Here is a 24,040-nt window from a genome sequence, read left to right as displayed (position 1 = left end):
AATTGTTTTAGGACAAACTATGCTGCCACAGGACGCACCGGTTTTCCATCCTGTCGTTCATCGTGCCTCCTCTGCCGTTCCTCCTTCTTTCAACCTCACAAATGCGGGCTTATAAATGCGGAAGCCAGACGTCGAGCACCGCCGCCCGCTCCCCCTTGCGCACGGTCTCGAAAGCTTCCCCCACCGCCTCCTCCACTTCTTCCGGCCTTTCCACCTTTCGCGCATAGGCGGCGCCGGCGGCGGCGGCGATGCCGGCATAGTCCGGCGGTGGATCGAAGGCGACGTCGATGTCGTTCGCACGGCTCGCATAGCCGTCGGGATGGACGGCGAGCGTGGAAAAGCGCGGCGCCTTCCAGCCGCGGTTGTTGTAGACGATCTGCAGGAACGGCGTGTTGTACTTCGCGGCGATCCAATGGACGCTCGAGGGTACGGAGAACATGTAGGAGCCATCGCCCGTCAACGAGACCACCGTCTTGTTGGGTGCCGCAAGCTTGGCGCCGATCGCCGCCCCGCCGCTCCAGCCGAGCGAGCCGCCGCCGGCGGTGAAGATCGAACCAGGCCGGCGCATGGCCAGGTGATTGAAGATCGTCGGGTAGTTGGTGATGCCCTCGTTGAGCACGATGGTGTCGTCGTCGATGTGGCGGCGCACACAGGCGGTCAGGAATTCCGGCGTGATAACGGCGTCGGCCTTCTCGAGGGCGTCCAGCGCCTTTACGCGCTCGCTACTTGTGCGGCGGTAGTGCTCGACACGGGCGCGCACTCGCTCCGCGTCGGGCTTGCGGCGCGCCAGGGCCGCATTGAGTTGGCGCAGCGCCGTCTCGGCGTGGGCGCGAAAGCTCGCCCGCGCGCCGATGTACCACAAAGGCATGTTCTCCTTCAGCGGGTCGACGTCGATGTGGAAGATCGGTGCCTCCTCGCGCGGGCGGCTGACGGTCGGGATCCACGGCACGTCGCTGTCGATCACCAGGATGCAGTCGGCCTCTGCGAGGGTGGCGTTCTGGTGCGGCTCGTTCCACTGGTTGCCCTGGTAGAGCGGATGGTCGTGGGGGAAGTTCATCGCATTCGGCACCGATTCCAGAACGCCGACACCCAGCGCCTCGCACAACAGGACGAGCTGCTCCGCCGCCTTCGGATTGCGCCCGAGATAGGAGGTGACGACGAGCGGGCGCGCTGCCCCTTCCAACGCCGTCAGCAGCGTCTCCACCGCCTCTTCGGGGAGCGGGGAAGGGGCGAGCGGACGCCACCCCGCGGGATCGATTTCGACGGGCGAGGAAAGCGTCTCCTCCATCACCTCGCGCGCGCCCATCAGATAAGCCGGGCCTTTGGGATCCGAGCCGGCGATCTGCAGGGCCCTGTGCACGAGCTGCTTGATGTTCCTGCCGGTCCTGATCTCGTTGTCGTATTTCATGTAGCCGCGCACGATGCCGCGTTGGTCGTGCACGTCCTGGATCCATTGGATGAATTCGTTGCGGCTGCCCTTCATTTCGCCTTCCTGGGTAAAGGGCGAGGCGCCGGCAAAGACGAGCATGGGCGCCCGCCCCTTGGCCGCGTTGTGGATGGCGCCGGCGAGCGCCTGGGTGCCGCACTCCACATGGACGAGCACGGCCTGCGCCTGGCCGGAAACCTGAGCAAAGCCGTGTGCGGCGCTCATGCCGACCATCTCGTTGGGACAGGTCACGATCATCGGCACCTTGCGTCCCTCTGCCCGTGCCTCGGCGATCGCCTCGATGAGGGCAGGGTGGTCGCTGCCGAAATTCGCGAAGATGTGGCTGACGCCTGCTTCACTCAGCGCTTCGAGAAATGCTGTGCTGGCCGTGTACATCTTGCCGTCCTCAATCCAGTACGGCGACGATCCGGCGCAGAAGCCGGATCAGCTCCTGCTTCTTGTCGCCGACGATCTCGTCCAGTTCCCGGTCGTGCTCGGCCGCGCAGGCCGCCAGATGCGCCAGCTTCTCCTCGCCATGGGGCGTCAGAAACAGCGCGTAGCTGCGCTTGTCCGCGGGGTTTGCGCTGCGCCGGACGAGCTCTTCGCGCAGCAACTCTCGCAGCACCGGTGTGATGGTCGACTTGTCGCGGCCGCTGGCGCGGCTGAGCGCCATCGGCGTGATGCCCGGATTGTTGTGGATGATGGCCAGTACCGCAAACCAGCCCGGCCGCAGGTCGCTCTCACCCGTAAGCCGCCGGAAGGCCTTGAAGGAGGCGCTCTGCGCCAGCCGCAGGTGAAAGCCGACATAGTTTTCCAGCTCGCCCAGCAGCACCGGCTTGCCGTCATCCTTCACTCGGGCTCGGGCACTGCCGCCTTTGGAAATCTCCGTCTTGTCCATCGCTCCCGACGTTTCACGCGGGGACAATCTCCACCGCGCGCCTCCCTCGCGGCGAACCGCGCCTCGACAAGAACTATATGGCAAAGGCCAAGGTCCATCAACTTAGTTTTATATCAAACCAGTTTGAGCGCCCTAATCGCAGCGGCTGTTACCTCGTTGTCATACTGCGCATGCACGGGAGGAGTTCTGGCGATGCGATCGCCGGGAGATGCAAACGAGAGGAGTCCATTTCCTATGGAACGCAATTATACGATCCGTAAGGCCGCATTGGCGGCAGCGATGCTCGCATCCGTGGCCTTCGCCCCTGCGGCCTCCGCCGATAATCTGGTGCTCTACACCTCGCAGCCCGATGCGGACGCCGCCCAGACGGTCGATGCCTTCAAGGCGGCCAATCCGGGCGTCGAGGTCGAAATTTTCCGCTCCGGCACCAGCGACCTCCTGACCAAGCTGGCCGCCGAGTTCGCGGCCGGCAGCCCGCAGCCCGACGTGCTGTTGATCGCCGACGCCGTCAGCATGGAGACGCTCAAGAAGGATGGCCGTCTCATGGCCTATCCCGAGGCCAACCTCGAAGGTTTCGAGGAGGCCGCCTACGACGCCGATAAGACCTATTTCGGCTCCAAGCTCATCACCACCGGCATCGCCTACAATACCCGCGCCGCCGAGAAGCCGGGGCACTGGTCCGATCTTTCAGGAGACGCCTACAAGGACCTGGCGATCATGCCGAGCCCGCTCTACTCGGGTGCCGCGGCCTACATGCTTTCGGCCTTTGTCGGGCGCGACGATCTCGGCTGGGACTATTTCGAAAAGCTCCAGGAAAACGGCCTGGTCAGCGTGCGCGGCAATGGCGCCGTGCTCAAATCGGTGGCGAGCGGCGAGAAGGCCTACGGCATCCTCGTTGATTTCATGGCGATGAATGCCAAGAAGGACGGATCGCCCATCGAGTTCGTCTTTCCCGAGGAGGGCGTGACGGCGGTGACCGAGCCGGTGGCCATCATGTCGACAGCGAAGAACCCGGACGCGGCCAAGGCATTCGTCGACTTCATCCTTTCCGACGAGGGCCAGAAGCTGGCCTTGAGCCAAGGCTACCTGCCGGCCAAACCTTCGGCCGGGCGTCCCGACTGGCTGCCGGAGGGCATCGCGATCAACGTCATGTCGGTCGACGTGAAAAAGGTGGTCGAAGAGATCGACGCCAACAAGGAAAAATTCTCCGCCATGTTCGGCGGCTGAGGACGTACCCAAATGTCGGTTCCGCGCCAGGAGCGTCAGGGCCAGGATATGGCCCTGACGGTGGGGATTGTCGCGATCATCGCGGTCTTCTCGCTGTTGCCCATGGTTCGGCTTCTGCAGGAGGTCGTTCTGCCGGGCGGCAGGTTTTCCCTGAACGTTATCCACGCCGGCATTGTCGGCAGCACCACGTGGCGAGCCACCTGGAACACGCTTTGCGTGGGCCTGGGCGGCACCGCCTTCTCCCTCATTCTTGGGGTGGCGGTGGCCCTCCTGGTCTCGCTCACCGACGTGCGGCGGCGTCAGGCGTTCGTCCTGTGCTTCGTCACCCCGTTGATGATCGCCCCGCAGGTCACAGCGCTTGCCTGGCTGCAGCTTTTCGGTCCCTCCAGCCCGCTGCTCGATCTCCTGGGCCTGGCGCCGCCGCTCGGCGCGCCCAACCCGCTCTATTCGCCCGAAGGCATCGTTCTGCTGCTCGGCATCCAGTACGCACCGCTGGTCTTCCTCATCGTGCGTGCCGGCCTTCGCAAGCTGCCGCGGGAGCTGGTCGAGGCGGCGCGGTCGGCCGGCGCCGGCTGGTTCACCGTGCTGCGCACCGTCATCCTGCCGCTGATGACGCCGTCCATCGTCGGCGCGGCGGCACTCACCTTCGTTTCCTGCGTCGGCAATTTCGGCATTCCCGCCTTTCTCGGTATTCCGGCCAACTATCTGGTGCTGCCGACACTCATCTATCAGCGCCTGGCCGGCGGCGGGCCGGCGGTGCTTTCCGAGGCGGCGTTCCTTTCCGTGCTGATCGGCGTGGTCGCCATGGTCGGTATCGTCCTGCAGGACAGGATCAGCCGCCGGCGCGACTTCCGGATCACCGCGACATCGCTGCCCGCCGCGCCTTATTCGCTCGGCCGCTGGCGGCACCCGGTCGAGCTGGGCATGTGGTTGCTGATCGTGATTATCCTCGTCCTGCCGCTGGTCGGGCTGGTGCTGACGTCGCTGGTGCGCGGCTACGGCGTGACGCTGAGCGCCGATACGGCGACGCTGGAGAATTACCGCTTCATCCTTTTCGAGCACGCCGCCGCGCGGCGCGCCTTCGTCAACAGCCTGTACCTGTCGTTCGGTGCCGCCGCCTTCGCCGTCTTCGCGGCGATCCCGCTCGGCTATGCCATCGCCTGGGGCAAGAACCGCTGGATCAAGGTGCTCAACCTGGCGGTGGAACTGCCCTACGCGCTGCCGGGCGTGGTGCTGGCGATCGCCTCGCTGCTGCTATTCCTGAAGCCTGTGCCGATCACCGGCATCCACATCTACAACACGGTCTGGATCATCCTCTACGCCTATCTGGCGCGCTTCCTCGTCTTGGCGGTGCGGCCGGCGGTCAGCGGCTACCTGCAGCTCGACCGGGCGCTGGAGGAGGCGGCGCAGGTGGCGGGCGCGGGGCTGTTCACAAGGTTGCGCACGATCGTTTTCCCCCTTGTCGCGCCGGCGGCCATCGCCGGCGGGCTGCTCATCTTTATGACGGCGTTGAGCGAGCTGACGGTCTCCGCGCTTCTATGGTCATCCGAGGCGGAGACCATCGGTGTCATCATCTTCGCGTTCGAGCAGGGCGGCGATTCCAAGTATGCCGCGGCCGTCTCCGCGATCATGGTGGCCAGCACCTTTCTCCTGATGCTTCTGGCCAACCTTCTTGCAGGCAAACTACCGAGCGGAGTGCTCCCATGGCGGGACTGAGCATCAAGGACGTGACCAAGCGCTTTGACGGGGCCAGCGCGCTCGATGGGGTGTCGATCGACGTGGCCGACGGCGAGTTCCTTGCCGTTCTCGGGCCGTCGGGTTGCGGCAAGACCACGCTCTTGCGGCTCATCGCCGGGTTCGAAACCCTGACCGGCGGATGCATCCGCATCGGTGAGCGCGAGGTCTCCTCCCGGCACGTCAACGTGCCGCCAGAAAAGCGGCGTGTCGGCATCGTCTTCCAAAACTACGCCCTGTGGCCGCACATGACGGTGGCGGAGAACATCGGCTACGCGCTGAAGGTGGCGCGTATCAGCCGCGCCGAGCGCGAAGAGCGCGTCCGCCGCGCCCTGGCCCTGGTCGACATGGAGCGGTATGGCGGCCGTCGGCCAGCCAGTCTTTCCGGCGGCCAGCGGCAGCGCGTGGCGCTCGCGCGCTGTCTGGTGGCCGAGCCGCGGCTGGTGCTGTTCGACGAGCCGCTCGCCAACCTCGACGTGCACCTGCGCGCCTCCATGGAAGATGAGTTCGCCGATTTTCACAAGCGGACCGGCACCACCGTCCTCTACATCACCCACGACCAGGCGGAGGCCATGGCACTGGCCGACAGGATCGCCGTGATCGACCACGGCCGCCTCATGCAACTCGCCACCCCGCAGACGATCTATCATGAGCCGGCCAACGAGATGGTCGCCTCCTTCATTTCCCAGGGCATGGTCCTGCCGGCCACGGTGGAAAGCCCGGAAGCCGACGGCCATTGTCGTGTGCGCGTGCTCGACCAGGATCTGGTGGTGCGCTGCCGCAAGGGCGAGCGCCCTCGCGATAAAGCGCGCATCTGCTGCCGTGCCTCGCAGTTGACAGCTGTCACCGCCAAGAAACCGGGCTTCGACGGCACGGTGAAGCGCGCCGTCTATCGCGGCGGCGCGGCGCGGATCGAGTTCGAGCCGGACGGCGCACCGCATCTCGGCCTGCATTTCGAGCGGCCGGATCCCGTCACCTTCGCAGCCGGCAGCCGGGCGCGGCTCGCCCTAACGTCGGGATGGCTCATCCCGGCGGTCGAGGCCGCCTGATGCTGCAGAGGGTCTGTCGGCGGCATTATCGCCAAGCGCAGGAGATAGCCGCCTTCGGCAGGTCGAGCATAGCACGTGCCTCCGCCGGGACGACGATGGCAAAGCCGCCGCTTAGTTCCTCTCGACCGGCTTCGAGCGCATACGCGAGACTGTCTCACGCTCGGCGCGCTTGCAGCGCATCGGCGGCAGTCCGCGGTCCATCAGCGCCATGTCTTCGAGCACCATGTCGCCCATGCGCTTGAAGGCGATGTCGAGGGCGCCGGCGCGATGCGCGGAGCGCAGGAAGCCGTCGAGGGAGCGGACGGGATGATCGGCGGGCAGGGGCTCTTCGGGGAAGACGTCGCTTGCCGCCACGATATGGCCGCGCCGCACGGCCTCTATCAGGGCGTCGAAATCCACGACGCCGGCCCGGCTGAGCAGGATGAAGGCGGCGCCCGGCCGCATCTTCTGAAAGGCTTCGGCGCCGAGGAAGCCGCGGTTCTCGCTCGTCACTGCCGCGACGACGAAGACGAAGTCGCTTTCAGAAAGCACGGTGTCGAGCGGGGCCGGCTCCACGCCCGCTTCGCGCAGGATGGAGGGCGGCAGCCACGGGTCGAAAACCCGGACCGTGGCGCGAAAGCCGGCAAGCACGCGATTGAGCGCGCGGCCGAGATCGCCGAAGCCGACAATGCCGATCTCTGAGCCCGAGACGAGGCGTGCGGAGGCATTGCCGTCGCCGCCCCAAAGCTCGCGGCCTTGGCGGAAGTCGAGATCCGCGTCGACGATGCCGCGCGCGAGATTAAGTGCCAGCGCCAACCCCATCTCCGCCACAGGCTCGGCAAACACCGCTCCGGTGGTCACCACGTGTATACCGCGCTCGAAGAGCCTCTCGTAGGGCATGTTGTTGATGAGATTGGTTTCGACGTTGAAGACGCAGCGCAGGCTTTTCATCCGGCCGAGCGTTTCCGGCGAGATCGGCGGCTGCCCGATAATATAGCGTGCGAGGCCAAGCACTTCCTCATCAAGGCGGTGCAGCTGCGCGGCCTCGGTCTCGCGGATGTCGTAGCCCTCATGCAGCCGACGCCGGGCCTCGGGCGTGAAGATCAGGTCCAGCGTGCGCGGTTCCGGTGCGCTGATGACCAGCGGCCTCGATGTCTCGGCCATAATTTTTCTCCCTGCACGATTTGCGGACAGTATCAGGCACACATCCACGATAAAACGATTTACAGCACTGAAAAATCGATTTATCAATAGTTTGGCTTGGAAAAGCGAGCTTTGGGAGGAGCGTTTGTCGAGCGGTGCCGTGCACAAGCGGCCGTCGATCCACGACGTGGCGAACCATGCGGGCGTGTCGGCGGCGACCGTCTCGAAGGTCATGCACGGCGTGCCGACCGTGAAGCCGGAGAACGCACAGCGCGTTTTCGAGGCGGTGGAGCGGCTGGGCTACCGGGCGGACCCGCTTGCCTCCGACTTGAGGCGCGCCAAGCGCCGCATCATTGGAGCGATCCTGCCGGAATTCGAAAGCGAGTTCTTCGGCTCCATGGTCACGCATCTGGAGCGTCTTGCGGAACTGCGCGGCTATACGCTGGTGGCGGCGTCGAGCGGCGAATCGGAGGAGCGCGAAGCGGAAATCCTGAGGCGCATGCAGGACTGGCGCGTGGCCGGTGTCGTGCTCGCCCCCGTACGCGACGAGCATGGCCGGGGCGGCGAATCGATGCGGGCGCACGGGATGACCGGCGTGATGATCGACCGGGTGCTCTCCGACAAATCCTTCGACACGGTTTCGGCCGACAGCCTCTCGGCGAGCGCGGAGGTCGCGCGCGAGCTTATCGGGCGTGGCCACCGCCATGTGCTGGTGGTCGGGCTTGGAGAGCAGGGGGCCTGCGTGCGGGCACGCCTGGAAGGGTTCCGCAAAATGGCGGAAGCGCTGGATCCGAAGGTGCGGATAGACGTGATCCTGTGCGAGAGCGACGTGGAGCCGTTGCGCGCCTCGATCCGCGACTACTTCTCGCGCGGCGAGCGGCCGACCGCGGTTTTCTCCCTATTTCTCAAAGGGACCCTCGTCGCCTTAAGCGAGTTCCGCCGCCGCGGCTGGCACTGCCCGGACGACATCTCGCTGGTCGGCTTCGACGATGCGGAATGGATGTCGGTGACATGGCCGACAATCGCCGCCGTCGTGCAGCCGGTCGGCCAGATCGCCGCCCAGGCCATGGATATGCTTTTTCGCCGCATAGACGGCGAGAGCGGGCCGCCGACGGCACGGCTCGAACGATGCCAGCTATTGGTGCGGGAATCCGTTGGAGCGCCGAGCAGCGGCCCGCACTCGGGGGGAGGAACAGGACAATGACCCCGATTGTCAAAACCCGAAATGACGCCGCGCTCGGCCTGAAAGGCGGCGTCGCAAGTCTGTGGAGGAGTCAATGATAGGCAAGATGCTGAGAATGAACCTGATTTCGGCGGCGGCGCTGTCGCTCTCCGTGCTGGGCGCCCATGCCCAGGATGGCCAGTACGGTGTGCTGATGAAGACGCTTTCCAACCCCTTCTGGGGTGCGATGGGGCAGGGCGTTGAGGACGGCGCCAAGGAAGCAGGCGTCGACTATTTCGTGCAGGCGGTCGAGAGCGACCAGGCCGCAGAGCCGCAGCTCAACGTGTGCAACACGATGCTCGAGCGCCAGCCGGTGGCGATGATCACCGCCGCCATCAACTCCACCAACCTGCTTCCGTGCCTGAAGGCCGCGCAGGAACAGGGCATCAAGGTGGTTGACCTCGACGGCAATCTCGACCAGGCGATCCTCGACAAGGAAGGGATCGAGATCACGTTCCGCATCGGCTCCGACAATGTGGCGGCCGGCGCGCAAGGGGCGGAGTATCTCGTCTCCCAGCTCGGCGCCGATGCCACCGGGGCAGTGCTGGTCATCGAGGGCCTGTCGGGCAACATCACCGGCCAGATGCGTGCGGAAGGCTTCGCCGACAAGCTCGCCGAGCTGGCGCCGGGGCTGGAGATCGTAGCCTCTCTTCCGGGCGACTGGGACCGCGGCAAGGCGGCATCCATCACCAACGACATCTTGACCCGCAATCCAGACCTTGTCGCCATCTTCGCGGCCAACGACGGTATGGCGCTGGGCGCGGTGGAGGCGGCCTATGCGGCCGGCAAGGGCGATCAGATCGTCATCATCGGCGTCGACGGCAACTCGGACGCGGTGAAGTCGATCAAGGACGGGCGACTCAACGCCTCCGTCGCTCAGCTCCCCTATCTCGTCGGCAAGCAGGCGGTCGAGAACGTCAAGAAGGCGCTGGCCGGCGAAGAGGTGCCGTCGGACATTGCCGTGCCGACTCTCGTGCTCACGCAAGAGGTGCTCGAGGACGGCAACGAGCCGCTGCTCGAATACGTCAAATAATCCTCCCGAAACCTGGCTGGCGCGAGAGGCGCCAGCCCCTTTTCCGGTCGAGGCACAATGTCTTCTGATCTTGCAACACCGGGGGTGTGGACGCGGGCCCAGCGCGCCTCGGTCGAACGTCTGCACATCAGGCTCGAGTCGTTCCTGGTGCTGGTGGCGCTCAGCGCCCTTATGGCGGTCCTGTCTCCGTATTTTCTGTCCTTCAGCAACCTCCTCAACATCCTGCTCGCCACCTCGACGATCGGCATCCTGGCCATCGCCGCGACCTTCGTCATCGGCTCGGGCGGTCTCGACCTGTCGCTGGGCTCGGTGATGGGGCTTTCGGGAGTGGTGGGCGCTTTCGTCGCCGTCAATCTCGGGGCACCATCCGCGCTGGGCGTCATCGCCTGCATCCTGGCGGGCGGCATTGCCGGCTATATCAACGGCCAGCTCGTCACGCGCGCCTTCGTCCCGGCCTTCATTGTGACGCTCGGCATGTTGGGGCTGGCGCGTGGGCTGGCGCTCGTCATCTCGGGCGGCCGCGTCATCTATGGCTTGCCGGAATTCATGCTCTACCTCGGCCAGGGCCGGCCCTTCGGCATTCCGATGCCGGTCATCATCTTCGTCGCCACGGCGGTCGTCGCCCATTGCGTGCTGGCCTATACGCGCTTCGGCAGGCACACGCTGGCGCTGGGCGATTCCGAGGGGGCTGCGCGGGCCGCCGGCATCCGCGTCGAGCGGCAGCGGCGCATCCTTTACACGCTGTCCGGGGCGCTTGCCGGCCTTGCCGGCCTGCTCTTTTCCGCGCGCATCAATTCGGGCGACCCGACCGCCGGGCTCAACTACGAGCTGACGGCGATCACGGCGGCCGTCATCGGCGGCACGAACCTGTTCGGCGGGCGCGGCTCCATCCTCGGCACGATGATCGGCGCCCTCATCATGGGCGTGCTGCAGAACGGCCTCAACTTGCTGGCCGTGCAGTCCTACTACCAGCAGATGGCCATCGGCGCGGTGCTTATCCTCGCCGTCTTCATCGACCAGTACCAGGTGAGGAAGGAGAGCCGGGTATGACCCTTCTCAAGCTTGAGGGCATCCGCAAGAGCTTCGGCGCGATCGACGTGCTGCACGGGGTCGATCTCGCCGTGAAAGCCGGTGAGGTCGTCGGGCTGGTCGGCGACAACGGCGCCGGCAAGTCCACCTTGATGAAGACGATCACCGGCATCTATCAGGCGGACGCCGGCTCGATCGCCTTCGACGGCCGGGGCATCCTCGATCTCGATCCCGGCGAGCGCCGGCGGCTGGGTATCGAAATGATCTATCAGGACCTGTCGCTCGCCAGACAGCAGGACGTCTCCAGCAACATCTTCCTCGGCCGCGAGCCGACAAGGAAGCTCTTCGGTCTCTTCCCCTTCGTCGACAAGGCGGCGATGGACCGCCAGGCGGCGCAGATGATCGAGCGGCTCAACGCGCATCTGCCGTCGATCAACCGCGCTGTCGGCTCCTTTTCGGGAGGCCAGCAGCAAACAGTCGCCATCGCCCGGGCGCTCACCTTCAACCCGAAGCTCGTCATCATGGACGAGCCGACGGCCGCGCTGGCCGTTCGCGAAGTGCAGAGCGTGCTCGACCTGATCCGCCGACTGAAATCGGAAGGTATCGCGGTCATCCTGATATCGCACCGCCTCAACGACGTGCTTTCGGTAACGGACCGGATCGTCGTCCTGCGCCATGGACGGGCCGAAGCCGATCTCGTCACCGGCAAGACCAACATGAGCGAGGTGGTGAGCCGCATCGTCGGCGGCGGAGATATGGCCGCGGCAGCCTCCCACGAAGCAAGAGGATAACGATGAACACGCTCGGACTGCATACCTTCGCGATCTCACCCATGTGGGAGGTCGCGCGCATCGAACCGCAGATGGAAGCGCTCAAGGCGCATGGCGTCGGCCTGTTCGAGATCCCGTTGCTCCGACCGGAGGAACTCGACGTTGCCGCCGCGACCGCCTTTGCGGCACGGCACGATGTCGAGCTCATCTGCTCGCTCGGCCTGCCGGCAAGCCTCAACGTGGTGGCGCGGCCCGACGAGGCGCTGGCATTTCTGGAAGCCGCTTTCCGCGCAACGCGGGCCGTGGGCAGTGGCGCGCTTTGCGGCGTCACCTACGGCACGATCGGCAAGACCACGGGCCGCGCGCCGACGCAAGCCGAGATCGACGGCATCTGCCGCTTCCTCGAACGCGCGGCAGCGCAGGCCGCCGGCCACGGCCTGCGGCTCGGCATCGAGCCGTGCAACCGCTACGAGACGCACCTGATCAACAGGGGCGTCGACGCGGCCCGGATCATCGAGCGCGTGGGCGCGGAGAACGTTTTCATCCATCTCGACACCTACCACATGCATATCGAGGAGGAGAGTTTCGAGACGGGCTTCCGCGCCGCCGCCCCTTATCTCGGGTATGTTCACGTCTCTGAAGCCAATCGCGGTGTCCCCGGCCGCGGGATGGTCAATTGGCCAGCCGCTTTCGAGGCCATGGCCGCGATCGGCTACGAGGGGCCGATCGCGCTCGAAAGCATGAACCACGTCGATGCCGACATCGCCGGCGGGCTCGCCGTGTGGCGGCCGGTGGCGGAAAACCCGCAGGATGTCATCGACGTCGGACTGCCATTCCTGCGCGAGGCGGCGCGGCAGGCGGGGCTGACGCTCGGGTGACCTTCGGGAAGGTGACGGGGCGGGGTATCTCATACAGCCCCAAAGGCTTCCGCCCCGCCTCCCACCATCTTTTTTTGAAACTCCTTCCACCTCCACGCTCTTGCCGTTTGCGCGAACGGCTTTAGCTTCGCGCTGCTGGCAACCCTGGGCGGTCCGTCCAGCGCGATGATGCCTCGGAGGTCGTCCGCGGTGTCGCTCATGCGGCTTCGGGAGTGAGGATACGAAGCCGGAAAGGTGAGGCGTCTGAGGAGCGGTGTTCCGCTTCGCAAGCGACAGGCAGGCCTATTCACCAACGCAAACGCTGCAGCCGGTTCGCCGCGCGCAGGCGGGAGGAGAAATGTTCGAAAAGCTCTTTGATCTGCGGGCCCACGGTACGTCGGTGCGCACCGAGGTGATCGCCGGCGTCACCACGTTCCTGACGATGGCTTATATCATCTTCGTCAATCCGGCGATCCTCTCCACGACGGGGATGGATCGCGGCGCCGTCTTCGTGGCGACGTGTCTGGCCGCCGCGCTTGGCACTGTCATCATGGCGCTGTTTGCGAAGTGGCCGATCGGCATGGCGCCGGGCATGGGGCTCAATGCCTTCTTCGCCTTCACCGTTGTCGGCACGATGGGGTTTTCCTGGCAGCAGGCGCTGGGGGCGGTTTTCGTTTCCGGCGTCATCTTCCTGATCCTGACGGTGACCGGCGTCCGGCGCTGGCTCATCTCCGGCATTCCGCAATCCATGCGCTGCGCCATCGTCGCCGGCATCGGGCTGTTCCTGGCGATCATCGCGCTCAAGAGCTCCGGCATCGTCGTCGCCTCGGAGGCCACTTTCGTTACCCTCGGCGATCTCTCCCAGGCTGGCCCCATGCTTGCCATTCTCGGCTTCTTCATCATCGCCGGGCTGGACGCCCTCCACGTGCGCGGTGCCATCCTCATCGGCATCCTGGCGGTGACTGTCCTGTCGATGCTGTTGGGCATAAACGAGTTTCAGGGCGTCATCTCAGCCCCGCCGAGCATCCTGCCCACCTTCATGCAGCTCGACGTCTGGGGCGCGCTTTCCGCCGGGCTCCTGCATGTCATCCTCGTCTTCGTCCTGGTCGAGGTTTTCGACGCCACGGGCACGCTGATCGGCGTGGCCAAACGCGCCGGGCTCATGAAGCCCGACCGGCCCAATCGTCTCGGCCGCGCGCTGATGGCGGACAGTACGGCGATCGTTGCCGGCTCGCTGCTGGGAACGAGCAGCACGACGGCCTATGCCGAAAGCGCCTCTGGTGTTCAGGCAGGCGGCCGCACGGGGCTCACGGCGCTGGTGATCGCCGTTCTGTTCCTTGCGGCCTTGATGTTCTCGCCGCTCGCCGGCTCAGTGCCCGCCTATGCAACGGCGCCGGCGCTGCTTTACGTGGCCGCTCTGATGATGCGTGAACTGGTCGAGATCGAGTGGGAGGAGACGGCCGAGGCGGTGCCGGCCGTGCTGACGGCAATGATGATGCCGTTCACCTACTCGATCGCCAACGGGTTGGCCTTCGGTTTCGTCAGCTACGCAGTGATCAATACCTTGGCAGGGCGTCCGCGCGCCGTGCATCCGGCGACTTGGAGCGTCGCGGCACTTTTCGTCCTGCGGTTCGCCTTCGTATCCGAATAGCGAAGCCTGTCCGAATAGCGGGGGCTGGATGTTAGGGCTGCGGCCAGCTCCCGCCGATGGCTCGGGTGATCTCCTCGGCCGCCTCGCGCACGAGGGTGCCGTATTCGGCGTCGCGCTCGGGCATGACACGCACCGACGGGCCGGACAGCGAGATGCCGGCCGTCGCCTCGCCAAATTGGTTGAAGATGGGGGCGGCGATGCAGCGCATGCCGGGTGTGCGCTCTTCGTCGTCGATCGACCAGCCGCGGGTGCGGATGCGCTCGAGTTCCGCAAGGAGCGCCTCTTTCGAGGTGATTGTCTTGTCGGTGAAGGCGGTGAGCGCCCGTCTCTTGAGAACCGCCTCGATCTGCGCCTCGGGAAAGAAGGCGAGCAAGGCCTTGCCGATGCCCGAAGCGTGGATCGGGCCGCGTGTGCCGGGCCGGAAGAAGGCGCGGATCGGCTCATGCGTTTCGACCTGGCTGACGAAGATCACCTCGCCTTGATCGACGATGGCCAGATTTGCGGTCTCCCCCGTTGCCGTCATGATCCGCTGCATGACCGGCCGGCTTTGCTCGACGACCTGCGTGCGGCCGAGCAAGCTGCTGCCGATGCGGAATGCCTCCAACCCCACCTGCCAGAGCTGCGCCGGCTCATCGAACTGGACGATGCCGTGTTTCTCCAGCGTAATCAGGATTCTGTAAGCCGTCGACGCGGACTGGCCGGACGCCTCGGCGATCTCCGTCAGCGACATCCCGCGGCCCTTCGCCACCACCTTGAGCACATCCATTGCGCGATCCAGCGATTGGATAAGCGTGCTTTTCGACGTGTCGTTGAACGAGCGCGGCCTTCCCCGCGCGCGGCTGATATGGGGCGGCATGATCTTCTCCCAGTTGCCGCGAAGATTTATGCGCCCTCGCTCCGCCGTCAAGGTTTCAGAAATGATTTGCGCAGGGCGCAAAATTTAAAGACGTAATAAAATCAATATTCTATATGGAATGTCGAGAAAATAAAAATATTTTCCAAAAAAATTGCCTTCGCTCCAATACCTGTCTTAATCTGCCTGTTGGAACACCGCTGCTCTCGACCAGGTCTCGGAGACAATGCCGATGTCGACACAAAACCCGATTTTCGTTCCAGGCCCCACGAACATCCCCGAAAGGCTCCGGCGTGCCGTGGACTATCCGTCGATCGACCACCGCTCGCCCGCCTTCGCGCAGATGTATAAGCCGGCGCTGGAGGGTGTGCGGCGCGTCCTCAAGACGGAGGGTGCGGAAATCATCCTTTTTCCCGCCACCGGCACCGGCGCCTGGGAGGCGGCGGTCACCAACACGCTCTCTCCGGGCGACAAGGTTCTCGCAGCGCGCTACGGCATGTTCTCGCACCGCTGGATCGACCTCTGCCGGCGGCACGGCCTCGATGTTCAGGTTATCGAGACGCCGTGGGGCGCCGGCGCTCCGGCAGCGGAATTCGAGCGCGCGCTGAAGACCGACAGGGAGCACCGGATCAAAGCCGTGCTCGTCTGCCACAATGAAACCGCCACCGGTGTGCGAAGCGACATCGCCGCCGTACGGCGTGCCATCGATGCCGCGAAGCATCCCGCACTCCTTTACGTCGACGGCGTCAGCTCCATCGCCTCCATGGATTTCCGCATGGACGAATGGGGCGTCGACATCGCCATCACCGGTTCGCAGAAGGGCTTCATGCTGCCGGCCGGTCTGGCCATCCTCGGCGTCAGCCCGAAGGCCATGGAGGCGACGGCCTTGGCGCGATGCCCCCGCTGCTTCTTCGATTTCCGCGACATGCTGGAAAGCGCGGCCGCCGGGGGCTTTCCCTACACCCCGCCGGTCAATCTCATTCGCGGGCTCGGCCAGTCGATCGCCATGCTGGAGGAGGAGGGGCTGCCCCATGTCTTCAGCCGCCATCGCAGGATCGCCGAAGGCGTTCGCAAGGCGGTGGAGGCGTGGGGCCTCTCGCTCTGCGCAAGAGAGCCCTCCCTTTACTCCGACACGGTGAGCGCCGTCACCGTGCCCACGGGCTTCGACGCTACCAGGATCGTCACGCACGCCGCCGAGAAATACGGGGTCGCTTTCGGCGTCGGCCTCGGCGAGGTGGCCGGCAAGGTGTTCCGCATCGGCCATCTGGGCAGCATGACGGACGTCATGGCGCTCGCCGGCATCGCCACCGCCGAAATGGTCATGGTCGATCTGGGCCTTTCGATTACATTTGGCTCCGGCGTAGGTGCCGCGCAGGAGTTCTATCGCGCCGGTCACAGCGGGGACGACGCCTCGGCCGTCCCCGCTGCAGCGTGAAGGGAGCCGGAACGGATGGAAATCCCCACCTACGACGACGTCGTGTCCGCGCATGCGCGCATCGCGCCACATATCCACCGCACGCCGATCTTCACCAGCACGTTCCTCGACAGTCTCACCGGCGCCACCCTGTTCTTCAAGTGCGAGAACTTCCAGAAGGCCGGCGCGTTCAAGGTGCGCGGCGCCTCCAACGCCGTGTTCGGCCTGGATGAGGAGAAGGCGGCGGCAGGTGTTGCCACCCATTCATCGGGCAACCACGCGCTGTCGCTCAGCTATGCTGCCGGCAAGCGCGGAATTCCGGTAACCGTGGTCATGCCGAAAACAGCGCCGGAGCCCAAGAAGGCGGCGGTGCGCGGCTATGGCGGCAGGATCGTCGAATGCGAGCCCAGCACATCCTCGCGCGAGGCCGCGCTCGCCGCGGTGGTGGCCGAGACCGGTGCTGAATTCGTGCACCCGTACAACGACCCCCGCGTGATTGCCGGCCAGGGCACCTGCGCGAAGGAAATCGTCGAGGAACTGGGTCCGCTCGATGCCGTCATCGCCCCCATCGGCGGCGGCGGCATGATCTCGGGTTGCTGCCTGACCTTGTCGGCCATCGCCCCGCAAGCGAAGATCTATGCGGCCGAGCCCAAAAACGCCGACGATGCCTACCGCTCCCTCAAGGCAGGCCACATCATTGCCGACGATGCGCCGCAGACGGTGGCGGACGGGCTGAAGGTGCCGCTCAAGGAGCTTACCTGGCACTTCGTCTTCCGCCACGTGGAAGACATCCTCCTCGCCACCGAAGAGGAGATCGTCGAGGCGATGCGGCTTATCTGGCAGCGCATGAAGATCGTCGTCGAGCCATCGAGCGCCGTCCCCTTGGCGGCAATTCTTAAGAACAAGCATATTTTTGCCGGCAAACGGGTCTGCGTCGTCCTCACCGGCGGCAATGTCGACCTGGGCAAGCTGCCCTGGATGGCGGCCTGAGCGCCGTGCCTGAAGAACAAGGAGGAATGCCATGAACGCCCTCAACAAGACTGCTGTGCCCGTCGTCGGCCTGAACATTCCGGCTGCCGTCGGCATGAATCTGGAGGAGGTGCAGACGCCGGCGCTGATCATCGACCTCGACGCCTTCGAGCGCAATGTGAAGCGCATGCGCCGCTTTGCCGAGGAGATGGGCGTTCGCCACCGGGCGCATGCCAAGACGCATAAGTCCGCCGATATCGCACGCATTCAGATGGAACTTGGCGGGGCGGTCGGCGTGTGCTGCCAGAAGGTGTCGGAAGCCGAGGCGATCGTCGCCGCCGGTGTGCGGGATGTCCTCGTCTCGAACCAGGTGGTCGATCCCGGGAAGATCGACCGTCTGGCGCAGCTTGCAGGCCGAGCCCGCACACTCGTTTGCGTCGACGATCTCGGCAATGTCGAGGATTTGTCCAAGGCGGCACAAAGGCACGACACCACGATCGAATGCCTTGTCGAGATCGACTGCGGGGCAGGGCGCTGCGGCGTGCAGTGGGGCAAGCCGGTGGTCGACCTGGCAAAGAAGATCGCTGCCGCCCCTGGGCTGAAATTCTCCGGCCTGCAGGCCTACCAGGGCGCGGCCCAGCATGTTCACGACTACGGGGAGCGCAAGGCGAAGATCGAAGCCGCCATCTCCCAAGTCGCTGCCACCGTCGCCATGCTGAAGTTGGAAGGCCTGGAATGCGGGATCGTCGGCGGCGCCGGCACGGGCTCCTACTATTTCGAGGGCACGTCCGGCGTCTACAACGAGCTGCAATGCGGCTCCTACATTTTCATGGATGCCGACTACCAGAGGGTGCGGGACGAGGACGGCGATTTCATTCATGCGTTCGAGAACAGCTTATTCATTTGGACGTCGATCATGTCCAAGACCAAGGCCGACAAGGCGATCTGCGACGCTGGCCTCAAGGCGCAGAGCGTGGATTCCGGCCTGCCGGTCATTTACGGGCGCGACGATGTCGAATACGTCAAATGCTCCGACGAACACGGCGTCATCGCCGATCCCGGCAACGCGCTGAAGCTCAATGACAAGCTGAAGCTCGTGCCCGGCCATTGCGACCCCACATGCAATATCTACGATTGGTATGTCGGCATCCGCGACGGCAAGGTGGAATGCCTTTGGCCGGTCACGGCGCGCGGCATGGCCTACTGAGGCGCCGCCATGCTGGTCGTCACGGAGGAAACCTGCAGCAACGTCATCACGCGCGAGGACGCTTTTACTGCCGTGGAGGGCGTTTTCGCCGCCATGGCCAGCGGCGAGGCCTCCAACTTCCCGGTCATCCGTGAGGCGATCGGCCATGCGGACGCGCTCTACGGCTTCAAGTCCGGCTTCGACCGTGCGCATGGCGTGCTGGGGCTGAAGTCGGGCGGCTATTGGCCAGGCAACGAGAAGCGGGGTCTGACCAACCATCAGTCGACCGTCTTCCTCTTCGATCCCGATACCGGGCGACCGCAGGCAATGGTCGGCGGCAACTATCTGACAGCCATGCGCACCGCGGCGGCCTCTGCCGTCTCCATCCGCTATCTGGCGCGCCCGGATGCCAGGGTGCTCGGCATGGTCGGTGCCGGCTTCCAGTCCGCCTTCCAGATGCGGGCAGCGGCGGCGCAGCGGGAGTTCGAGAAGGTGATCGGCTGGAACCCGCATCCCGAAATGCTCTCACGGCTGAAGGAAACCGCGGCGGAGCTCGGCTTGCCCTTCGAGGCGGTCACGCTCGAGCGGCTCGGAGCGGAGGCCGACATCATCATCACCATCACCTCGAGCTTCGCGCCGCTCCTGACTCTGGATCACGTGCGGCCGGGTGTGCACCTGGCTTGCATGGGAAGCGACACCAGGGGCAAGCAGGAGGTCGCCGCCGAACTCGTTGCCGCAGCAAAGCTCTTCACCGATGAAGTCGCCCAGGCGGTCAGCATCGGCGAGTGTCAGCACGCGGTAGCGGCAGGCCTGATCGAGGAAGCGCAGATCACGCCTATCGGCACTGTCGTCAACGGCATGCACCCCGGGCGCTCGTCGCCGGACGAGATCACCCTGTTCGATGGCACCGGCGTCGGCCTGCAGGATCTGGCCCTTGCCTCCGTCGCTGCCTCCGCCGCCCGCAGCAGAGGCCTTGCCACCGAGTTGCCCCTCTAACCAAACCCAATGCGCATTCTGCCAAGCGCAAGCCGCGCGCAAGGTTTCTGCCTTACATTCAGGAATTGGGGGCTGCACTGTTTCCGGGTGTACGCATGGGCGGGGTCTGTGAAACCGGAGACGCTTTGCAAGCCTATGTGCCTGAGCCCGCGGGTGGCGAAACGCCCGAAGCGGCCGGCCGACACGTAGGAAAGCGATGGCGGAGGATAGCAAGGCGAAAAAGGTTTGGCGCTGCGACGGATGCGGCGACGAGCGAACGCTTCGTAAGATCGACGAACACCGGATCGTCGCCATCGTCATCACGTCAGGGCCCGGAGAGACCCGGTTCTCCCGAAAATGCCAGCTCTGCCCGCACTGCCAGCTCCGCCTTGTTCGGCAAGCCGACCCGATGAGCTGGTCCGGCATCGACACGGATGCGGGCACCGGCTTGGCAGACAGCCTCGTTGATGTTCGGCCCAGTCGAGGAGCCGGGTGAGAAACAGCGCTACCGCTCTTCGCCTCCCTGCCATGTAGGTTGTTGGATATCCCACCATCGCTTCCCTACGTGCCGGCAGGCCGTTTCGAACCCGCTGGAAGAGCGGCGGTGCGTCTGCTTGCGCCCAAAGAGAGAAGCATCCGGCATAAATTGACCGCGTAGGCACTCGACAAGTGCAGATATTTCGTTTATGGCAAACGAATATATAATCCCTGTATAACTCATAACTATTATGGAAAATTATAGATATTTTAACGTATTAGCCCCATGAAGAACAGGTATCTGGATTGGCGCATAGATAAACAAAAACCGCCTCGCAGGTATGGTCCGGTTCTCCCGTAAACGAGCAGTCACAGCAACAGAGTTCGGTTTTCCGCGTCGAGCGGGTTCAGACGATCTGGCTGCTGGCGCCCTTCATGACAGCGGCAGTGCATCCCCTTCGTGGGGTTGCGGTGCCGGGTTTGCGTCGGCTCATCCGCGACATCGTCCTCTCCTCGTTGGTCATGCATATCGTCATCAAGCAGGAGCAGAATTTGATCCCTCTACGAAGCCACTCCGGCTCAAGAGAGCGTCCGATGCCCATAGTGTTCACCCTCACGGCAGGTTTGGTGCTGCAGGCATGCGCCGGCGGCATGCCCGCAGCTCAGAAGCCCGGCCCCTCCAGCGGACGGGCAAGCACTTCGGCCATCGCTCAGACAGAGCCGCACGATGCCACTGCCACGCCCATGCAACGGTCCGCGGTAAACCGCGGTGGTGCCGCGACGGCAGAGGCGGGAAGCTTGCGGGCATCGGTCATCTCCGCACTTAGCCATAGCTCCACCGTACGGCGTGCACAGGCCGACCTTTCCGCCGCCGCTGTCGACGTCAAGATCGCCTATTCCGGCTATCAGCCGTCGTTGCAAAGCAGCGCCGCCGTGGGAACACGAGATTCCTATGACTACCGTGTCTCGCTCGCCCAGCCGCTTTACGATTGGGGGCGCACCGGCGCACAGGTCGATCGGGCCGAAGCAGGTCAGGCGGGGGCGCTGGCGGAATATACGGAAGCCCGCGAAACGGCAGCTCTGGAGGCGGCGGCCGCCCATATCGCGGTAAAGCGCAGCGAGGAATTGATCGCGGCGGCCGAAAGAAACCTCGCCGTTTACCGCCACTTTGCGGCGCTTGCCAAGCAGCGTGCCAGTGGCGGCGTCGGCGATGCGACAGATCTCGAACTCGTCGGCGTGCGGCAGGGAGAGGCGGAATCGGCCCTTGAGGATGTCCGCGGCGCCCTGCGCAAGGCGCACAGTGTTTACCTTCTGCGCATTGGTGCCGAGGCCGATGGTCTGTCGGAGGTGCCGGAGCTTCCGTTGACGCTGGATACCGGCGTGGATGTAGCCGTTTCCGAGGCGCCGGCGGTAAAGGCAGCGCGCGCCCGCGAGGCCGCGGCTCGTCAGGCGGTGAAGTCGGAGCAGGCGGGCCTTCTGCCCAAGGTGAGCGCGGAAGCTTTCGTGCGCGGCGACCAGAATTCTGGCGGAGCAGACACTGGGGTTGGCCTGCGTATAACCGGGCCGACCATGGCCGGTCTGAGCAATTTCAACAAAGTCGAGGCGGCGCGTCTACAGGCCGATAGCGCGAAATGGGCTGCCGAGACGGCGCGGCGCGGTGCCAGCCTTCAGGTCCGCCAGCTTTTGGACCAGGAGCCGACACTGCGCAGGCGGCTGGGAATTCTCGGCGCAGAGCTTAAGAGAGCCCGCGCGTTGCGCGCGCTCTACGAGGATCAGTTCAAGATCGGCGAGCGGAAAGTTGCCGATCTCGTCAATATGCAGGCGGACATCTTCCGCATCGAGAGCAGCCGCGTAAACGCGCGCTACGACATTCTCGATCTGCAGTATGCGGCGGCGGGAGCCGTCGGCACATTGCTCGGTTCGCTGCAACTGGCTCCCCCGGGAGAAGCCCCATGACCGCCGGTGAGAGCCATGATTGGACGGCGAGGCCTGAGCGTTTCGCGGCCTCTGGCCGCGATCCGCAGGACGCTCTGCTCGAGGGCCTTCTGCTGCTTTGCCGGCTCTATGATCGCCCGTCCACGGCCGGCGAATTGACCGCGGGCCTTCCGCTTGCGGAAGGGCGTATGACGCTGACTCTCCTGCGGCGGGCCGGTGCCCGGGCGGATCTCGACGTCCGGGTAAAGCACGAGAAAAGGCTCGGCTCAATCGCCGCGGAACTGCTGCCCGTTCTCCTGGTCCAGCGGGACGGGACCGTATGCGTGCTGTCGAAAATCGAGGACGGGCGTTGTACGATCCTCCTGCCGGATATGGAAAGCCGCGAGCATGTCGTATCGCGTAAGGACCTCGAGGAGGAGCATTCCGGTCTCGTGATCCTTGCCGCACCGCTGGTGCGCGCCGACGGTCGCGCGGAGGGTTTTGCCGGGGAGCCGCGGCGGCACTGGTTCTGGGGAGAGTTCGCGCGCTACAAGTGGAACGTGCTGGAAGTCGCCCTCGCAGCCGCCGTCGCCAACTTGCTTGCGGTGACCACCTCACTCTTTTCGATGCAGGTCTACGATCGGGTAGTGCCCAATCTGGCCTTCGCCACCCTGTGGGTTCTTGCCGTTGGCGTCGGGCTTGCCATCTTCATCGAAGCCGTGATGCGGATCGTGCGCAGCCATCTGGTGGATATCGTCGGCCGCAGGCTCGATCTCGCCCTGTCATCGCGGGTTTTCGAAAGGGCACTCGGCATGCGGCTGGAGGCGCGGCCGAAGTCGACCGGCTCCTTCACCAACCAGGTTCGCGAGTTCGACGCGGTTCGCGAGTTCTTCACCTCGACGACGATCGGCGCGCTTAGCGACTTTCCCTTCGTCCTTCTCTTCATCGGCATCATCGCCATGATCGGTGGGCCGGTGGCCTGGGTTCTGGCTGCCGCCGTACCCTGCATCGTCCTGCCCGGCATCTTGGCGCAGTGGCCGCTCTCGCGCATGTCGCGCATGCACTTGAAGGAAGGTTCGATCCGCAACGGCCTTCTGATCGAGGCGATGTCGGGTGCCGAAACGGTCAAGACGCTGCAGGGTGAGGGGCATTTCCAGCGGCTTTGGGAGGAGTACACCGCGCTCCTCGCCGGCAACGGCGCGCGTATGCGGGCGTTGTCCAGCACGCTCACCTATTCGGCCACGGCGGTGCAGCAGTCCTCCTATGTCTTGGTCATGGTCGTCGGCGTTTATCAGATCGCTGCCGGCCACATGACGTCGGGCGGGCTGTTGGCCTGTGCGATCCTTTCCTCGCGCACGACCGCACCGCTGACGCAGCTTGCCGGGATTTTCTCGCGCTGGCAGCACATGCGCGCGGCGCTCAAGGGGATGGAGGCGATCATGCAGGCGCCGATCGACCGGCCGGCGGAGCGGAAATTCGTTCACCGCCCCCGTCTTGCCGGTGCCTATCGACTTGAGGAGATGGCGTTCCGCTACGATCAGGACAGTGAGCCGGCTCTGCGGATTCCAGCCCTCGCCTTCGAGCCGGGCACGGCAACGGCGCTGCTCGGCGCCAACGGTTCCGGCAAATCGACGCTGCTCAAGCTCTTGGCTGGGCTCTACCAGCCCGCACAGGGGCAGCTTGTGCTCGACGGTACGGACATCCGCCAGATCGATCCGGCCGACGTTCGTCGGGCCATTGCCTATCTGCCGCAGGACGTGCGGCTGTTTTACGGCACCTTGCGCGACAATCTAAATCTGGGGCTGACGGCGCGCGGGGACGAGGAGCTTCTGGAGGCGCTGGCCTTCGTCGGTGCGGAGGGCCTGGTGCGGGACCATCCGCTCGGCCTCGATCGGCAGATCGGCGAAGGAGGAGCAGGCGTTTCGGGCGGACAGCGCCAGTCGATCGGGCTTGCCCGTATATGGCTGCGCGACCCGCGGATCGTGCTCCTGGACGAGCCGACGGCGGCCATGGACCAGGCGCTCGAAATGCGTGTCATCAACAATATGCGCGTGTGGCTCTCCGGGCGCACACTGGTCGTGGCCACGCACCGTCAGCCGGTTCTTTCCCTCGTGCGGCGAGCGATCGTCGTCAAGAACGGACGGCCGGTGGCGGACGGCCCGGTGGAAGGCGTGCTGGCCGCCCTTTCCTCCAACCGGCCGCGAGCCGCCGTCGCACCAGCCGAGGAAGCGTAG

The 24,040-nt window shown here is 65.0% G+C and carries 20 protein-coding genes; 16 read left to right on the top strand and 4 right to left on the bottom strand.

What is annotated here, in order from left to right; genetic code table 11:
• Positions 1-109: 109 nt before the first annotated feature.
• Positions 110-1,822 (bottom strand): thiamine pyrophosphate-requiring protein, encoded by a 1,713-nt coding sequence (locus GPJ75_RS10080; protein WP_163267630.1) that lies wholly within the window; start codon positions 1,820-1,822, stop codon positions 110-112.
• A gap of 10 nt (positions 1,823-1,832) precedes the next feature.
• Positions 1,833-2,324, bottom strand: coding sequence for a MarR family winged helix-turn-helix transcriptional regulator (locus GPJ75_RS10075; RefSeq protein WP_163267628.1), 492 nt, complete (start codon positions 2,322-2,324; stop codon positions 1,833-1,835).
• Positions 2,325-2,558: 234 nt separating this feature from the next.
• Here GPJ75_RS10075 and GPJ75_RS10070 point away from each other — a divergent pair, with 234 nt between their 5' ends.
• Genes GPJ75_RS10070 through GPJ75_RS10060 form a run of 3 tightly spaced genes read left to right on the top strand, consistent with a single transcriptional unit; the run spans position 2,559 to position 6,334 of the window.
• On the top strand, positions 2,559-3,551 hold the full coding sequence (locus GPJ75_RS10070) for an ABC transporter substrate-binding protein (protein WP_163267626.1): 993 nt from the start codon (positions 2,559-2,561) through the stop codon (positions 3,549-3,551).
• Between the two features lie 12 nt (positions 3,552-3,563).
• Complete coding sequence (locus tag GPJ75_RS10065) at positions 3,564-5,267, top strand: ABC transporter permease (RefSeq protein ID WP_163267624.1); 1,704 nt, start codon at positions 3,564-3,566, stop codon at positions 5,265-5,267.
• Positions 5,255-6,334: an ABC transporter ATP-binding protein gene (locus tag GPJ75_RS10060; RefSeq protein WP_163267622.1), complete on the top strand. Its 1,080-nt coding sequence runs from the start codon at positions 5,255-5,257 to the stop codon at positions 6,332-6,334. The genes GPJ75_RS10065 and GPJ75_RS10060 overlap by 13 nt, the downstream gene beginning before the upstream one ends.
• Positions 6,335-6,445: 111 nt before the next feature.
• Here GPJ75_RS10060 and GPJ75_RS10055 read toward each other — a convergent pair whose 3' ends face one another.
• Positions 6,446-7,477 carry a hydroxyacid dehydrogenase gene (locus GPJ75_RS10055; RefSeq protein ID WP_163267620.1) on the bottom strand — a complete coding sequence of 344 codons (1,032 nt, stop codon included), beginning with the start codon at positions 7,475-7,477 and terminating at the stop codon, positions 6,446-6,448.
• 124 nt (positions 7,478-7,601) lie between these two features.
• Between GPJ75_RS10055 and GPJ75_RS10050 the strand changes: the two genes are divergently transcribed.
• The 6 genes from GPJ75_RS10050 (at position 7,602) to GPJ75_RS10025 (ending at position 14,018) form a co-directional block, all read left to right on the top strand.
• The gene (locus GPJ75_RS10050) at positions 7,602-8,660 is read left to right on the top strand and encodes a LacI family DNA-binding transcriptional regulator (protein ID WP_246249005.1); all 1,059 of its coding nucleotides are present in this window, start codon (positions 7,602-7,604) and stop codon (positions 8,658-8,660) included.
• 73 nt (positions 8,661-8,733) lie between these two features.
• Entirely contained in the window at positions 8,734-9,711 is a 978-nt protein-coding gene (locus GPJ75_RS10045) for a sugar ABC transporter substrate-binding protein (protein ID WP_205602499.1), read from the top strand.
• Positions 9,712-9,768: 57 nt separating this feature from the next.
• The gene (locus GPJ75_RS10040; protein WP_163267616.1) at positions 9,769-10,761 is read left to right on the top strand and encodes an ABC transporter permease; all 993 of its coding nucleotides are present in this window, start codon (positions 9,769-9,771) and stop codon (positions 10,759-10,761) included.
• Positions 10,758-11,531 carry an ATP-binding cassette domain-containing protein gene (locus GPJ75_RS10035; protein ID WP_163267614.1) on the top strand — a complete coding sequence of 258 codons (774 nt, stop codon included), beginning with the start codon at positions 10,758-10,760 and terminating at the stop codon, positions 11,529-11,531. The genes GPJ75_RS10040 and GPJ75_RS10035 overlap by 4 nt, the downstream gene beginning before the upstream one ends.
• A 2-nt stretch (positions 11,532-11,533) precedes the next feature.
• Positions 11,534-12,388, top strand: a complete 855-nt coding sequence (locus GPJ75_RS10030) for a sugar phosphate isomerase/epimerase family protein (RefSeq protein WP_163267612.1) — start codon at positions 11,534-11,536, stop codon at positions 12,386-12,388.
• Positions 12,389-12,725: 337 nt separating this feature from the next.
• A complete protein-coding gene (locus tag GPJ75_RS10025; RefSeq protein WP_163267610.1) occupies positions 12,726-14,018 on the top strand; it encodes an NCS2 family permease in 1,293 nt (430 codons plus the stop codon).
• Positions 14,019-14,049: 31 nt separating this feature from the next.
• Here the strand turns inward: GPJ75_RS10025 and bhcR are convergent, their stop codons facing one another.
• A complete protein-coding gene (gene bhcR / locus GPJ75_RS10020; RefSeq protein ID WP_163267608.1) occupies positions 14,050-14,874 on the bottom strand; it encodes an HTH-type transcriptional regulator BhcR in 825 nt (274 codons plus the stop codon).
• 229 nt (positions 14,875-15,103) lie between these two features.
• Between bhcR and bhcA the strand changes: the two genes are divergently transcribed.
• The 7 genes from bhcA (at position 15,104) to GPJ75_RS09985 (ending at position 24,040) form a co-directional block, all read left to right on the top strand.
• Complete coding sequence (gene bhcA / locus GPJ75_RS10015) at positions 15,104-16,306, top strand: L-aspartate--glyoxylate aminotransferase BhcA (protein WP_163267606.1); 1,203 nt, start codon at positions 15,104-15,106, stop codon at positions 16,304-16,306.
• 15 nt (positions 16,307-16,321) lie between these two features.
• Positions 16,322-17,275: a beta-hydroxyaspartate dehydratase BhcB gene (bhcB, locus tag GPJ75_RS10010; protein ID WP_163267604.1), complete on the top strand. Its 954-nt coding sequence runs from the start codon at positions 16,322-16,324 to the stop codon at positions 17,273-17,275.
• Positions 17,276-17,306: 31 nt separating this feature from the next.
• Positions 17,307-18,461 (top strand): DSD1 family PLP-dependent enzyme, encoded by a 1,155-nt coding sequence (locus GPJ75_RS10005; RefSeq protein WP_163267602.1) that lies wholly within the window; start codon positions 17,307-17,309, stop codon positions 18,459-18,461.
• Between the two features lie 9 nt (positions 18,462-18,470).
• Positions 18,471-19,436: an iminosuccinate reductase BhcD gene (gene bhcD, locus GPJ75_RS10000; protein WP_163267600.1), complete on the top strand. Its 966-nt coding sequence runs from the start codon at positions 18,471-18,473 to the stop codon at positions 19,434-19,436.
• Positions 19,437-19,632: 196 nt separating this feature from the next.
• Positions 19,633-19,911 carry a hypothetical protein gene (locus GPJ75_RS09995; protein WP_163267598.1) on the top strand — a complete coding sequence of 93 codons (279 nt, stop codon included), beginning with the start codon at positions 19,633-19,635 and terminating at the stop codon, positions 19,909-19,911.
• Between the two features lie 575 nt (positions 19,912-20,486).
• Positions 20,487-21,848 (top strand): TolC family protein, encoded by a 1,362-nt coding sequence (locus tag GPJ75_RS09990; RefSeq protein WP_163267596.1) that lies wholly within the window; start codon positions 20,487-20,489, stop codon positions 21,846-21,848.
• The gene (locus GPJ75_RS09985; RefSeq protein WP_163267593.1) at positions 21,845-24,040 is read left to right on the top strand and encodes a type I secretion system permease/ATPase; all 2,196 of its coding nucleotides are present in this window, start codon (positions 21,845-21,847) and stop codon (positions 24,038-24,040) included. Before GPJ75_RS09990 ends, GPJ75_RS09985 begins: the two co-directional genes overlap by 4 nt.

It is taken from the genome of Chelativorans alearensis, from assembly GCF_010993735.1.
Classification (GTDB): domain Bacteria; phylum Pseudomonadota; class Alphaproteobacteria; order Rhizobiales; family Rhizobiaceae; genus Chelativorans; species Chelativorans alearense.
Note: the sequence above shows the minus strand (reverse complement) of the source record. Positions and strands in the feature narration are given on the sequence as shown.

Coding starts and splice junctions, on each gene's coding strand:
- GPJ75_RS10030 (WP_163267612.1), top strand. CDS start 11,534: ATGAACACGCTCGGACTGCATACCTTCGCGATCTCACCCATGTGGGAG.
- GPJ75_RS10045 (WP_205602499.1), top strand. CDS start 8,734: ATGATAGGCAAGATGCTGAGAATGAACCTGATTTCGGCGGCGGCGCTG.
- GPJ75_RS10025 (WP_163267610.1), top strand. CDS start 12,726: ATGTTCGAAAAGCTCTTTGATCTGCGGGCCCACGGTACGTCGGTGCGC.
- GPJ75_RS10035 (WP_163267614.1), top strand. CDS start 10,758: ATGACCCTTCTCAAGCTTGAGGGCATCCGCAAGAGCTTCGGCGCGATC.
- GPJ75_RS10060 (WP_163267622.1), top strand. CDS start 5,255: ATGGCGGGACTGAGCATCAAGGACGTGACCAAGCGCTTTGACGGGGCC.
- bhcD (WP_163267600.1), top strand. CDS start 18,471: ATGCTGGTCGTCACGGAGGAAACCTGCAGCAACGTCATCACGCGCGAG.
- GPJ75_RS10065 (WP_163267624.1), top strand. CDS start 3,564: ATGTCGGTTCCGCGCCAGGAGCGTCAGGGCCAGGATATGGCCCTGACG.
- GPJ75_RS09985 (WP_163267593.1), top strand. CDS start 21,845: ATGACCGCCGGTGAGAGCCATGATTGGACGGCGAGGCCTGAGCGTTTC.
- GPJ75_RS10055 (WP_163267620.1), bottom strand. CDS start 7,477: ATGGCCGAGACATCGAGGCCGCTGGTCATCAGCGCACCGGAACCGCGC.
- GPJ75_RS10080 (WP_163267630.1), bottom strand. CDS start 1,822: ATGTACACGGCCAGCACAGCATTTCTCGAAGCGCTGAGTGAAGCAGGC.
- GPJ75_RS10040 (WP_163267616.1), top strand. CDS start 9,769: ATGTCTTCTGATCTTGCAACACCGGGGGTGTGGACGCGGGCCCAGCGC.
- bhcB (WP_163267604.1), top strand. CDS start 16,322: ATGGAAATCCCCACCTACGACGACGTCGTGTCCGCGCATGCGCGCATC.
- bhcA (WP_163267606.1), top strand. CDS start 15,104: ATGTCGACACAAAACCCGATTTTCGTTCCAGGCCCCACGAACATCCCC.
- GPJ75_RS09990 (WP_163267596.1), top strand. CDS start 20,487: ATGCCCATAGTGTTCACCCTCACGGCAGGTTTGGTGCTGCAGGCATGC.
- GPJ75_RS10070 (WP_163267626.1), top strand. CDS start 2,559: ATGGAACGCAATTATACGATCCGTAAGGCCGCATTGGCGGCAGCGATG.
- GPJ75_RS10005 (WP_163267602.1), top strand. CDS start 17,307: ATGAACGCCCTCAACAAGACTGCTGTGCCCGTCGTCGGCCTGAACATT.
- GPJ75_RS10075 (WP_163267628.1), bottom strand. CDS start 2,324: ATGGACAAGACGGAGATTTCCAAAGGCGGCAGTGCCCGAGCCCGAGTG.
- bhcR (WP_163267608.1), bottom strand. CDS start 14,874: ATGCCGCCCCATATCAGCCGCGCGCGGGGAAGGCCGCGCTCGTTCAAC.
- GPJ75_RS09995 (WP_163267598.1), top strand. CDS start 19,633: ATGGCGGAGGATAGCAAGGCGAAAAAGGTTTGGCGCTGCGACGGATGC.